Annotated in this window: 12 protein-coding genes; 1 reads left to right on the top strand and 11 read right to left on the bottom strand. The window is 61.4% G+C overall.

Annotated features, from left to right (window positions below; all coding sequences use genetic code 11):
* Nucleotides 1–147: 147 nt before the first annotated feature.
* On the top strand, nt 148–906 hold the full coding sequence (locus tag AC5Y5C_RS02870; protein WP_499968823.1) for an IclR family transcriptional regulator: 759 nt from the start codon (nt 148–150) through the stop codon (nt 904–906).
* A gap of 67 nt (nt 907–973) precedes the next feature.
* On the opposite strand, the gene AC5Y5C_RS02865 is transcribed toward AC5Y5C_RS02870, so the two are convergent.
* From AC5Y5C_RS02865 to AC5Y5C_RS02815, 11 genes are all read right to left on the bottom strand, one after another.
* The gene (locus tag AC5Y5C_RS02865) at nt 974–2,080 is read right to left on the bottom strand and encodes an NDMA-dependent alcohol dehydrogenase (RefSeq protein WP_499968821.1); all 1,107 of its coding nucleotides are present in this window, start codon (nt 2,078–2,080) and stop codon (nt 974–976) included.
* Between the two features lie 151 nt (nt 2,081–2,231).
* Entirely contained in the window at nt 2,232–3,743 is a 1,512-nt protein-coding gene (locus AC5Y5C_RS02860) for an aldehyde dehydrogenase family protein (RefSeq protein ID WP_499968819.1), read from the bottom strand.
* A gap of 148 nt (nt 3,744–3,891) precedes the next feature.
* Nucleotides 3,892–4,698, bottom strand: coding sequence for a DUF3298 domain-containing protein (locus AC5Y5C_RS02855; protein ID WP_499968817.1), 807 nt, complete (start codon nt 4,696–4,698; stop codon nt 3,892–3,894).
* Between the two features lie 5 nt (nt 4,699–4,703).
* Nucleotides 4,704–5,267: an Rv1363c family protein gene (locus AC5Y5C_RS02850; RefSeq protein WP_499968815.1), complete on the bottom strand. Its 564-nt coding sequence runs from the start codon at nt 5,265–5,267 to the stop codon at nt 4,704–4,706.
* A 14-nt stretch (nt 5,268–5,281) separates the two neighbouring features.
* A complete protein-coding gene (locus AC5Y5C_RS02845) occupies nt 5,282–6,556 on the bottom strand; it encodes an MlaD family protein (RefSeq protein WP_499968813.1) in 1,275 nt (424 codons plus the stop codon).
* Nucleotides 6,553–7,659 (bottom strand): MCE family protein, encoded by a 1,107-nt coding sequence (locus AC5Y5C_RS02840; RefSeq protein WP_499968811.1) that lies wholly within the window; start codon nt 7,657–7,659, stop codon nt 6,553–6,555. Before AC5Y5C_RS02840 ends, AC5Y5C_RS02845 begins: the two co-directional genes overlap by 4 nt.
* Entirely contained in the window at nt 7,656–8,756 is a 1,101-nt protein-coding gene (locus AC5Y5C_RS02835; RefSeq protein ID WP_499968809.1) for an MCE family protein, read from the bottom strand. The genes AC5Y5C_RS02840 and AC5Y5C_RS02835 overlap by 4 nt, the downstream gene beginning before the upstream one ends.
* Nucleotides 8,753–9,796, bottom strand: coding sequence for an MCE family protein (locus tag AC5Y5C_RS02830; protein ID WP_499968808.1), 1,044 nt, complete (start codon nt 9,794–9,796; stop codon nt 8,753–8,755). Before AC5Y5C_RS02830 ends, AC5Y5C_RS02835 begins: the two co-directional genes overlap by 4 nt.
* An 8-nt stretch (nt 9,797–9,804) precedes the next feature.
* Entirely contained in the window at nt 9,805–10,848 is a 1,044-nt protein-coding gene (locus tag AC5Y5C_RS02825) for an MlaD family protein (protein ID WP_499968806.1), read from the bottom strand.
* A 4-nt stretch (nt 10,849–10,852) separates the two neighbouring features.
* Entirely contained in the window at nt 10,853–12,214 is a 1,362-nt protein-coding gene (locus tag AC5Y5C_RS02820) for an MlaD family protein (RefSeq protein WP_499968805.1), read from the bottom strand.
* 109 nt (nt 12,215–12,323) lie between these two features.
* The gene (locus tag AC5Y5C_RS02815) at nt 12,324–13,184 is read right to left on the bottom strand and encodes an ABC transporter permease (RefSeq protein WP_499968803.1); all 861 of its coding nucleotides are present in this window, start codon (nt 13,182–13,184) and stop codon (nt 12,324–12,326) included.
* Nucleotides 13,185–13,186: the final 2 nt, after the last annotated feature.

Genomic DNA, 13,186 nt, shown 5'->3' with positions numbered 1-13,186 from the left:
TCCATGCCCAGCCGGGCGTCCACTTACCGGCGCACCCCCACCATGGCCGAAAACCATGCAGCACGGCAAGGATGGCGTCCAATGCTCCCACCGGATGAACACGAGAACGTATAAATATCCACTCAGCGGACGCGTATCGTAGGCTGGGTGACCGAGGCCCCCAGCGTGGTACGCCGCACCGCGGCCCTGCTGCGCGCGATCTCTGCCGTAACCGGAACCGGCGTCAGCACCACAGAACTCGCGCGCCGTACCGACATTCCACGGGCCACCGCGCACCGCCTGCTGGAATCGCTTGCTATCGAAGGGTTTGTAGAAAGAGACACCCGCTCCGGTCAGTGGTTCCTGGGGCCAGAGATCTACGTGCTCGGTGCCACGTCCACTCCCCGATACAACATCACGGAGAAGGCGGCCGCCGATGTGACGGCACTGGCACGGGAAACCGGTGAGAGCGCGTTCTTCTCGCTGCGCCGCGGTGATCACACCGTCGTGCTGCTGAGCGAGGACGGCGACTTCCCGATCCGGTCACATGTGTTGTACCAGGGCGCGCGTTTTCCGCTCGGAGTCGTCTCGTCGGGAATGGCCGTCCTGGCCTATCTGCCCGACGAGACGATTCATGCCTATCTGGATAGAGCCGACCTACAGTCGGAGTGGGGCAACGGCTTTCGCACCGATGCCGTCTGGGATCGTATCGGCGCCACCCGACAGAGCGGTTGGGCCGTCAATCCCGGTCAGCTAGTTGAAGGGTCCTGGGGTATGGCCGCCTCGGTGTTCGATACGAACCACAATCCCGTCGGCGCGCTCACGTTGACGGGTATCGAGTCTCGGTTCAATGCCGAACGCCAGCCAGTGCTGGGACAATTACTCCTCCGGCACGCGCATCGACTGAGCCGCACCGTGCGCCGCTAGCACGAGCTGGTCAAGCCGGATGGCAGATGACTCTGTTCAAGGCCATACCCGCCGTCCACACGGTAGATCAGTGCACGATCACTCCACGAATGTTCTTGCCATCGCGCAGGTCCTGGTAACCCTGATTGATGTCTTCCAGGCAATATTTGGTGGTCACCAGCTCGTCAAGCTGCAGCTGGCCGTCGTTGTAGAGCCGAAGCAGCCGCACGATGTCGTACTGTGGATTAGCGGAGCCGAAAAGGGTTCCCTTGATGGTCTTTCCGAACAGCACCAGCTCCATCCCCGACACATGCACCGTCAGCTTCTCGGGGTCTGCCAGCCCCGTCACCACCACGGTGCCGCCCTTGCCGATCGCATTGAATGCGGCGGTGACAACTTCTTCGTCCACCACCCCGACGGTGATGATTGCCTGATCCGCGCCCTGCCCCCAAGACAATTCATTGAGCTTCTCGGCGGCCTCGTCTGCGGTTGCGAAGGCATGTGTAGCACCGAATTTGGAGGCCATGTCACGTTTGAACGGCACCGGGTCGACGGCCACGATGTACTTGGCTCCGGCCTGCGCAGCGCCTTGCACGGCGTTGATGCCGATCCCACCGATCCCGTACACCACGGTGATGTCTCCTGGCCGCACGTCACCGGCGTAGGTGGCACTGCCCCATCCGGTAGGTACACCGCACCCCACGAGGACCGCCGTCTCCAGCGGAATCCAGTCGTCGATCTTAACCACTGAATATTGTGAGATAGTGGCCTTCTGAGCAAAGGTCCCGAGCATGCACATCTGACCGAAATCGGTTCCACCGCTGCGGAATCGGAATGTCCCGTCGGGCATACAGCCCTCCAGGATAGTGGCGCCCATATCGCACAGGCCCTGCCTGCCGGTCGAACAGTAACGGCAATGACCGCAGGTCGGGATGAAGCTGCACACCACGTGGTCTCCGGGTTGGACCTTGGTGACGCCTGGCCCCACTTCTTCGATGATGCCCGCACCCTCGTGTCCGCCGATAATGGGGTAGCGCGGAGGCAGGTCTCCCTCAGTGAGATGCAGGTCTGAATGACACAGTCCCGCAGCGGTGTAGTTGATCAGGACCTCTCCGTCGCCGGGGCCCTCCAGGTCGAGCTCCATGATCTCGAAAGGCTTGCCTGCTTCTAGAAGTACTGCCGCTGTTGTCTTCATCGGTATTCTCCTTCTCAAGGTTTATTTATCGACGAGGTTCGAGGTAACGAGCAGTCTCCGCCGGCGACAGCGCCGGTCCAGCAACACAGCGATGCGAGCGACTGCTGCTCGTCGTCCGAAGATGCGTCGAGTAGTCGGTTGGGTTCGGTGGTCAGGCAGGGGCAGACACAACCAGTGAGAACGCGCGCTTAGCCCTGTCATTTGTCATGTCGACACGTATCAACTTCGGCTCGAGATACTCACGCAGAGCATCGGGGCCTAGTTCACGTCCGAGACCCGACTGCTTAAAACCCCCAAATGGGTGCTGGCAGTCCAGCATGTGCCAGTCATTGATCCAGATGGTCCCCGCATCAAGTCGACGCGCCAAAGCCAGGGCTCGCTGGTTATCGGCACTCCATACCCCCGCCGATAGCCCATATTCACTGTCGTTCGCGATCCGCACTGCGTCCTCGTCATCCTCGTACCGAATCACTGCGAGGACCGGTCCGAAGATCTCCTCGCGAGCGATCCTCATGTCGTTAGTAACGTCAGTGAAAATCACCGGGGCGACCCAGTGCCCACTGGCCAAAGCGGGGTCCTGCGGTGTTGTCCCTTGGTAGGCGATCGTCGCGCCCTCTTCTTGGCCGAGCGCTATGTACTTCTCCACTCGCTGCTTCTGCTTCAGCGATACAAGTGGGCCGATGTCGGTATCGGTATTCATCGGATCACCAATGGTGATCGTCGCAATACGAGCGATCAATTTCTCCACAAAGACGTCGTGGATGGAGGCGGGAAGCAGCAGCCGCGTCCCAGATAGACAGACCTGGCCGCTAAGCAGAAGGAAAGCGAACAGCGCGCCATCGACCGCGAGATCGATATCGGCGTCGTCTAAGACGATGTTGGCGCCCTTACCGCCAAGTTCGAGGGTGACCTTCTTGATGTTGTCGGCGGCCCCGCGCATCACCTGCCTGCCCACTTCGGTCGAGCCGGTGAACGCGATCTTGCGAACATCGGGGTGCCCGGCCAGCCGAGCACCCGTGGTGGCGCCCGGGCCAGTCACCACATTCAGCACGCCCGCCGGAAGCCCCGCCTCGTCGGCAGCGCGAACAAGCTCAAGCAACGTCAGTGGCGTCTGCTCATCGGGTTTCACAACCATCGTGTTACCCGCAGCCAACGCTGGTCCGAGCTTCCATACTGCGATCAGCAAAGGAAAGTTCCACGGCACAATCGCACCACACACGCCGACCGGCTCACTTCGAACAATTCCCGCTGCCAGCGTGGGAGATTCGAGGAGATCCCCGAGCTTCTCAAACGGGAACCTCCTCGCAAGGTCGGCGAAATAGCGAAGATGAGCAATCGAATAGCCGACCAAAAACGAGGCCGCCGCACGTATCGTCGCCCCGTTCTCACGGACCTGTAACGCAACGAGCTCGTCTCCCCTCGCCTCCAGGCGGTCCGCGATGTCATCAAGGACCGCCGCGCGCTCAGCAGGAGACCGGTCGCGCCAGATCCCCGAATTATGCGCCGCACTTGCCGCGGCGACTGCCCGGTCTACCGCATCCGCATCGCCTTCGGCAACCGTGGCGACCAGCGACCCATCTGTGGGCGAATGGATTTCGACCACAGACGGCGAGTCCACCCACTCGCCGTTGATATACATCCGGTAATGAGTTGTGTAGGGCATCGGTGCGCCACCTGTTCCGTTTTCTAGTATGGGTTTGCTTCTAGGTATGAGAAATCCAGCTTCTACTGAAGCTCATCGTTTGCACGGACAGCGGCCGCGCATTTCACGAATTATATTGTTATCCAAAGCCTTTCAATCAATTCAGCCATTACGGGTACACGATCAGATCTTGGCGGAGGATCGAACGGAGAGCGGTCAGAGGTATGTGGGTTTCGACTGCGCCGCCGTCCATGGACCACACCAGCCGGTCCTGGGGCCATGGACTCTCGTGGGCCATGGGCCGGTCGGGCATGAAGAGGATCAATTCGTCTGGGGTCAAAGCGAATGCCCGGTAGTCGCCCGAGTAGTTAGAAGCGTCTGCCTGTGGTTCGAATCGGTCAGTGGTGAATGGATAGGTCCCTGTGTCGTGGGGTGGTTGCGCATGGTCGAGCGATTCGGTGAGGAATGGTCTCGCCAGCGGTGGCAGCGTCGTCCGTGGATCGACACCGGGCTGGAAAAGGTCGGCGAGTGCAAGTTGCCTGCCGGTGCCAAGGTCGAAGGTGAAGCTCCGAAAGGCGTTGTTGGCCGGGTTGCCCACGGTCTGCTGGAACTCGTGGAACACCACCGATCTGACGGTCTTGTGCGAGTACGTTCGATTGTCGATCGTGACATCGCTGGCACGCACCATTCGATGCCCCTCGGCGCGCCAGGTCTGGGCTCGATCTCGCAGGTAGCCGAGGACGGGCGGGCCGAGCGCAGGATGGCCGATAAGGTCTCGCGGCAGGTCCACCTCCAGGGCCATCACCGCTTGGCGCTGTGAAACGATCGACGTTGTACACGTGTCATTGCGACGATCCCACTGACCATCCAATGCCGCGTCGCACACGTTGTCGGCCCGTGCCGGCGAGGCGGCCGCCAGTGTGGTGAAGCCGATACATAGCGCACCGAGTATCGCGCTGAGGATAGTGGTATCCATGATCCCTACTTGATGTCTACTTTGCTTGCTAGCCAACGGTTTGCGATGTGCTCCAGGGTGATCACTACCCGGCTGCGATCGATTCGGGGAGTGGGGTTGGCCACGTTGGATATCGATTGGTCGATGAAGAGCAAGACCTCGACCTTGTTTGGGGTGGCTGATTTGATGGCGGAATCGACCACGACGCTGCGGCTGACGGCCTTGTTGTCGACCAGCAGTTGGCGTAGTTGGGCGGCGGATTTACCGTATGTGTCTCGGAATTCACCGGTGGCGCCGTCGAGCACCTTGGCATAGTTCTCGTCGACCTTGGCGCTGTCGATACTGGTGAGGACCACCGCGTAATCGTTGGCAACTGCCAACGCCGCGCGTCGGGTGTCCAGCATCTCGTCTTGACGTTTGAGCTGCCACCCGAGGAAGGCGGCCACACCTACCGCGGCGAGCAGAGTCGATAGGGTGCCGCCGAGTAGGAGCCGTCGGGTGAGCCTGCCCCGTCGATCCGGACGCGGCTCGACTATGTCTTCTTCGACGATCTCATCGAACACATCCGTAGGTGATGTTCGCTTAGGCACAAATCCTCCTGGTTCTACTTCGGTGGCGGTGCCAGATCCGGCGGAGGACCGCCGTACGGCGTGGGAATGGTGTTGGGGCCAACCGGAGTCGGGTCGGTTACCGCCATACGGTCGTATCCCGGGGGCGGTCCCGCGGTGTCATCGTCGGATGGCCGCGGTGCATTGCGCGCACCCCGGACGAGAACCGCGGGATCCGGGTTGGCGCAGTAGGTGTACCGATAAGGCTCCGGAAAATCCGCTTGCGAGGGCGGGTGCCGCGGCAGGTCGTAGTCACATGAATAGCGTGGGTACGGGTCGACGACCTCCCAGACATAACCATCGTGGAAAATGGAGCCCACGGCGTCGAGAACCGAACCACGTTGCTCGACAGGAGGAAAGAGTGCCTTCAACGCGGGCACTCGCACGTAGGACAGCTGCGCGACGGTGGTCAGATTGCCGAGTAACTGCACCATAGTGTCGGAGTTGTCGGCGATCACGGAATCTAGCGCCGACAGTGGCCGACTGCCGGCGCCCACCAGCGTCCGATAGCCACCCTCCATTCGGCTGGCGCCCGCCACTACGTCGCGCACATTCGCCCCGGTTTCACGCAACTTCGGACCGGCATCGGAAATCATCGTCAACACGGTGCGGCTGCTGCGGATCAGGCGAATGGTCTCTGGCAGTACCGAATCCAGTGTCGATATGAGAAATACCCCGCCGTCGAGGATATCCGCTAGCTTCCTGGGACCCTCTTTCCCCACGCCGATTTCCTTCGTCATCGCCGCGAGCTGTGCCGGATCGAGCTGCGCGAGAAGCCCTTCGGCATCTGTTACCAGTCTGTGGAACTGCACGGGGATGGCGGTCTGATTCATGGTGACGGTGTCGCCGTCGTGCAGGAACGGGCCGTCTTTGTGGGCAGGTCGGATGTCGAGATATTGTTCGCCGGCCGGCGACAGGCCCGATACCTGAAACGCCGAATCCCTCGGAATGTGGATGCTGGGGTCTATCGCGATGTCGGCTAGTAGTCCCTCATCCGCTACCTGGATGGCCTCAACGGTGCCAATGTGGACGCCGCGTAAGGTCACGTCCTGACCGGCCAGGAGTCCACCCGATTCCGGGAGCTGAACGCGCAGCGCGATGGTGGGTCGTATCGGGTTGTAACCGAGTGCACCCGCCGAGACGTAGCTCAACGCTATGAGAAAGGCACAGATCAACCCCACAATCGCAACGGTCGCGCGTCGTGATTGAAGAGCCCTGATGGCGTCGACGGCCCTGACAAGGCATCGTGAGAAGAGTCCAGAAACGCTCATCGGTTGGGTCCGTAGATTCTGTTCAGCAAAAGGTTCCACTGGTATCGCAGGCTGCCGATCATCGCGTGCCAATCGGTGCCGTCGGGCCCGTGTGTCATGGGATCGCCCGGGTAGTTCATATCGGGCAGGGCCCCGAGGATGAGTTGCTCAACATCGCCAGATGCGTGCAGGTTGGCCCCGGAGGTCAGCTTGAGAACCCGTGGAATTACCCGGTTGAATGAAGTCAGCGAGGTCGCGGGGTCAACGCTCGCGTCGTTGAATGCCGCACTCAGGGCATTGATGTCGGCGATCAGTCCGCGGGTATCGGTGCCCTGCAGTGAGGGAAATCGTGAGAGTTGTCGCGTCACGCGGGCGACGGCGTCAATCAGGGTGAGTATCTGGTCTCGGTTGTCCGCGATGGCGGCGATTGCCGGATCGGACGCCGAGAGTGCGCTGTTAAGCGTGTCTTGACGTGCGGAGAGGGCCGACGCGAGCTTCGAGGTGTGACCGAGCGCATCCTTGATCTGCCCAGAACGCGCGTTGAGCCGCGAGACCAGTTCATTCGATTGACGAAGCAGATCAGCAATTTTCGCACCGCTGTCGCCTACGGCCGAGCCTGCGCCGTTGAGGATGTGGGTCAGACTCCGAACCACGCCGCCGTTGACAAGTACGGCCGCCGAACTGAGCAGCTCCTCGACGGTGGCGCCCGCGGAAGTTGCGCTTAACGGTATCGTGCCGCCGTCGGTCAAGCGCTGGGCGTTCGCCGACGTGCCTTGGTCCGATCGGATGGCGACGAAGAGGTCACCGAGTGGAGTAGCGGACCTGAGCTCGGCAGTCGCCCCCGCGTACACCGAAATATCGCGTCGGATCCGCATTGTGACGTGCGCGGTGAACTCCTTGGCGTGGATCGTGTCGACTTCCCCGACGTCGGTACCGCTGACTTTCACCTTGGCGTGGGCGGGAAGGTTCAGGGCATTGGTGAAAACCGCTGTCAGTCGGTAGGTTTCGCCGTCCACCGAGGGAGTGCTCAACGGGAGGCTCTCCAACCCGGTGGAACAGCCGGACAGGACCGTTATGGCGCCGATGGCTATGAGGACGCGTGCGCGACCGATCGGGGCTTTCATTTTGCGCTTCCCGCCATGAGCTCGAGCATTCCGGTGAGCCCAAAATCAGGCCCGTAGTCACGCAGAGTGCCGGTGGCGCAACCTAGTTGCCGAAGGCCTATGAGATTGCACATCTCCTTGGCGAGCTGACTGTCCAGGACGATCTTGTCCGCCAGTGCGTGAAGTCGCACTGCGCCGTTGTCCATGTCGATGACGTTCCAAACGTTGTCGAGAGTCAGCGGGGCGAGGTCGAAGAACTCGGCCGTCTCCCGCCGATAGTCCACGAGGGCTTGGGTAATCGTTCGTACATCTGTTGCTGTGATCTTGAGTCCGTCTCGGTTCGCTTCTAGCACCGAGGCTGCCCGCTCAAGAATCTGGTTGATCTTCGCGCCGGTGGTTCCGGCGCCGAGGCTCTCGTCGGCCAGGATTGTGCTGAGTTGGTGGATGTTTGACCCAAACTCCCGAATCGTCTGCTCGTTCTCGGCCGCTGATTGGCTGAGAACGTCTAGGCCGGTGGCGATCTGGTCGATGTTCTCTTTGGTACGTGCGCCGTGGTCCGATCCCAGGCGCAGGGCCGACGACAGCTCCCCTAGGGCGCCCTTGATGTCATCACCGTTATTGGTCGCGATCTGCGCACCGATGTTCACCAGGCCAGATAGCGGTCCGGTACCTGCTCCGTCGCCACGCAGCGCCACCGCCAGCCGGTCGATCATCGCCAACGTCTTATCGAACTCCACGGGGGTGCGGGTCCGGCCAAGACCGATGATATCTCCGTCACGCAACGTGGGTCCGCTGCGGTAAGGAGGAGTGAGTTCCACGTGCCGGTCGGTGAGAATGGAGGTGGAGACGGTGACCGCCTGGACGTCGGCAGGTATGTCGACGTCCCCGTCGAGCACCAACGTGACCTCGACCGAGTCGCCCTGGGGCGTGATGCGGGAAACGTGGCCCACCGGCATTCCCAACACCGCTATGGTGTTGCCCTCGTACAGCCCGATGGCGTCCTCGAAATGCGCGGTGATCGTCATCGTTTTGGTCTCGGCGCGGGTGACCGTCACGATCGTCGCGATGGCCATTGCGACCACCGCCGCAGTCAGTGAGATAGCTGCTCTTTTACTCATGCGCAATCCTCGAAGTATTCGACTAACCCGAACTGTTTCGCACGCCCGCTTATCGCGCACATCCACGAATCGATCAGCGGGCCCGATGTGAATGTCCCGTCCACGGCGGTGCCGCTGCCCGAGGCATTTGCAGCATTTCGCAAGGCAATAGGTAAGACCTGCAACGTATTGCGGAACAGGGCGTCATGCTCGGCGATCATCCGAGAGAAGTCGCGAACGCTCGCAAGCATGTCGTTGAGGGCGGGTGCGTCGTTGAGGATTCGGGACAGCGTCGCCACCATGGCGGTAGTGCCATCGAACAGTCGTTCAACCGCTGCGCGGCGCGCGGTGATTTCCTTGAGCAGGTCGCGGCCTTGCGTCACCAGCAGCCCGAGATTCGCCTTTTGGTTCAAAATCGTCGTGGTAAGCGTGTCGGTGCTGGCCAGCAGGGTGCCGATCTGATCTCGCCGGTCCGAGACAACTTGGGACAGTGACCGCAGGTTGCGCAGTGCGTCCGGGAGAGCCTCGGGTAGGCCATGGAGACTGCGGGACGCGATGGTCATGGACTCGGCGATTTGATCGGCGTCTATCTGGTCGAATGTTGTTGTGGCATCAGCCAAAGCAGTTTGCAGGTCGTACGGTGCTGCGGTGTTCTCTAGGGGGATCGTGCGGTCCGCGAGGTCACCCGTGCGCCCGGGCGTCACCTCGATGTACCGGGACCCCAGGAGAGTCGTCAGCCTGATGTCCGCCTTCGTGCCGCTGCCCAGGCGGACGTTCTTGTCAATGGACAACCGGATGTCGACGCGATCACCTGCCAATTTCAGGGACTCGACCTTGCCTACCGGGATGCCCGCGATCGTGACTTGGTCGCCCTTACGAACGGAAGCCGCCTGCAGAAACTCGGCCCGGTAAACGGTTTTGCCCACATTGACGGCGCCGACCAGGCCGATTGCACCGATCACAACCACGACCACTGCCAGAGCGAGTAGACCCAGCTGCACCCTGTTGTAATCCTCGAGGGGGCGTCTGAGCTTCGGGCCCGCGAATGCGCGTTTGATCAAGGCGTGACCTACCTGCATATCGGTGTGTTTTTCATGGTGTTCCCAGGTGTTGCCGCCCGCACGATGTCGGGGATCAATCGGCCGAGGAAGTCGAAAATGGTGACGTTGATATCGCAGGGATACACGTCGGCGTAGGTTCCAGATTGCATCGAACGGGCTAGCCCCTTCAGCATGGCGGGCAGGTTGGCGCCGAAGTACGCGAAGCGCTCGCGCGCGTCGGTGCTGAGATGACCGGTGAGGCCGGGTTCACGGAGCATCAGTTCGTTGATGTCCGGTTGGACGTTCCCTGCGATCGACGCCAGTCGGTTCACGGTGGAGGTGATAGATCCGACCGATGCGACAAGTTCGGTCCGCCGGTTTCCCAGCGCCACCATCAGCTCTCGGGTGCGGGAGATGACCAACTGCAGGTTCGTGTTCTGGTTCGCCAGGATGCCCACCGTGTCGTTCAGGTTGGTGATGACCTCCCCGAGGATCTGATCCGGGCCGGCGAATAGCTCAGCCAGTGCCGATGTCTGTGTGATGAGCGTCAGCACCGAACTGCTATCTCCTTGCAACGCTTGGACAATCCCTTTAGTGAGGCTGTCTACTTGCTGCGGGTCCAACAGCGTGAAGAGAGGTTCAAATCCTCGCAGCAGCTGCGTAATGTCGAACGAGGGCTCTGTGCGCTCGACGGGTATCTGGCCGTGATCGGCCAGAATTTGTCTTTTCTCGTCTCGCCCGGATGCCAGGCCAAGGTAGCGCTGTCCCACGATGTTTTGATAGGTCACCGATGCCACAGTGTCGGTGTAAAGGGTCTGTTCCCGGTGGACCTGAAATGTCACGTCCGCTAGCGCGTCATCTCCCAAGACAACCTTCTCCACCCGGCCGACACGCACTCCGGCGACCCGGACGTCATCACCGGCATGCAGACCCGCCACGTTGGTGAACACTGCCGAATAGCTATTCACCGGCCCACTGACCTTGCGCAGCAATGTAACTGACACCAGCCAGGTGACCGATATGCACAGCACAAGAAACAGGGCCAGGCCGATAGAGGCCTTCCGAACGTTCACCGCGCTACCTCCCTACGTCCGGTTCGATATGCACCGCAGTGCCGCGCACCACAGGCCCCAACAGCAGACGATCTGACGAATTAGCGTGGTGGCCGACGATCTGACTCAGTTGGGCACCCTCGGTTGAGCTGCCCACCGGACCGACGGTGCCGCCGTACTTCGCGGGCTGGGTTTGGGCCCCGGCATGGTCGGTTGACTCTGGATTCGTTGCCGGGCTTGGGAGTGGGATCGGTGCGGGGGGCGCGTCCGCACCGATCCCACCGGGCACCTCACCGGCGTGCCGTACCGAATCACGCGGCGGGGCGAGGTTGGGGCGATTCTCGTTGGCTCCCGGCGGAGGAGGAATTCCCATTGAAGCAAGGGCTGGGAGAAGGTCCGGCGCGGTGGGCACCTCTGGGGCGGTTTGACAGCTGGGCCCCTCGAGCGCGCCGTAGCGGGGGCAGTCGGCGCGGACGTACTGCCGGTAGGGCGCGAGGGTTACGACAACTTTGATGACGTAGTTGTGCCGCTCCGTGTCGTAAGTTTCCTCGACGCGTTCGGCCATCCGCGCCATCCGGGTGGCAATCGGCGTGAACTTGTCCGAGTTGTCGGCAAGGACCCCGACGACAGGCGTCAGCTGCGTGGTGATGGCGATCAGTCGATCTGTTTGGTTGTCGAACGCATCGCCAAGCGTTCCGGTCGTCTGCACGCCCGCCGATAGCAAGCCAGTCAGCTGCGACCGCGTCTCGGCAAGTGCGCGCATCGGTGCCACGGCGTTCGCCAACGCGTCGCTCAGGTCCGGCTCGGCCTGCCGCAGCGCTTGGGCAGCGGTGGCGAGGGTCGATAAAGTAGTGGGCTCGTCACTTCCGCCCATAACCGTATTCAGTTGACTGACAATATCCTTCAGGTCGGCTCCCGCGTCCCGCAATGCACTGCCGCGGCTTTCAGTGGCGCCACTTAGAGCTGCCAATACTCCAACGGTGTTGTCGGTACTGTCTCGGCTCACAGACTTGAGCAGCTGCCGAATTTTCGTCAGAAGCGACTGAAACAGAACGGTCGGCAAGCTGGTGTCTTCGCGAATCACAGAGCCCGAGTGCAGTGGCAGGATACGGGGACCATTCGAGACCAGCTGCACCGAGGAAACCGCGAACACGTTCGATGGGACGACTCGTGCGGTGACGGTGTCGGGAATCTTAGATGCGTAGCGCGGCTTGATGTTAATTCGCACGGTATTCGGTTGGCCGCTTCCACGCAGCTGCACCTCGGTCACCTCACCCACCAGCAAGCCGCGGAACTTCACATCCGATTTGGCCGGCAGACCATCGCCGACGTCGACCAACTCGGCGCTCACCCGCACGATGTCGTCGAGTCTGCCTTGGGATTTCATCAGACACAGCTGGACGATTCCGGCAGTAATAGCGCAGAAACACACGCCCGCGACGAACAGTCGCCGGTTTGACGGTCCTCGGAAGTCTGAGTCGAATGAGTTTGGCACGCTATCCGCCGAACCTTGCACCCGAGTCGACGCTCCACAGCGCCATGGTGAGCAGCATGTTCACGATGATCACGACGGTGATGCTGGCGCGCATCGCACGCCCGGCCGCGACACCAACGCCCGCAGGCCCGCCGCTGGCATAGTAGCCGTAATAGCACTGCATCGTGGATGCGGTAAAGACAAAGACGACAGCCTTGATGACGGCGAAGAAGACATCGCGCCCGCTGGTCGCCAGGTTGAAATAATGCAGGTAAGTGCCCACCGAGTGATCACTGACGGCGCCCGCCACGATCTGAGCAGTCAGGTACGCGGCGGCAAGGCAGATGAGGAATAGTGGGATGGCAGCCGCGACGGCTGCCATGACACGGGTAGTAACAAGGTAGGCAATGGAGTTGATGGCGAGGGCATCTAGGGCATCGATCTCCTCATTGATGCGCATCGCGCCCAGCTGCGCCGTGAAGCGGCAACCGGCCTGGGTTGCGAACGCCAAAGCGATCATCACCGGCGCGAGTTCACGCGTCCCAACGAATGAGGAAATCAATCCGGTGGCCGGCCCCAGACCGAGCAGGTTGAGGGCGTTGTAACCCTCCACGCTGATGAGTGCCCCGGCGGTGGCACCGAGCACGATCGCGACCCCAATCGTGCCGCCGCCTACCACGATCGCCCCGTTGCCCCACGAGATGTCGGCCAATACTCGGATGAATTCCTTGGAATATCGCCGTGCCACAAAGGGTACAGACATCAGGATGTTTCGAAAGAAGTAACTGATGTGACCGCTCTTAGCTACGAGCATGCCGGTGGCCCGCGCGGCGGTGACTACCGGCCGCAGTCCAGGGAACGGTTGATGAGTCGATGCAGTCATGT

The organism is Mycobacterium sp. NGS15 (assembly GCF_059813245.1).
The sequence above is the reverse complement of the archived record's forward strand: the minus strand, read 5'-3'. Positions and strand labels throughout refer to the sequence as shown.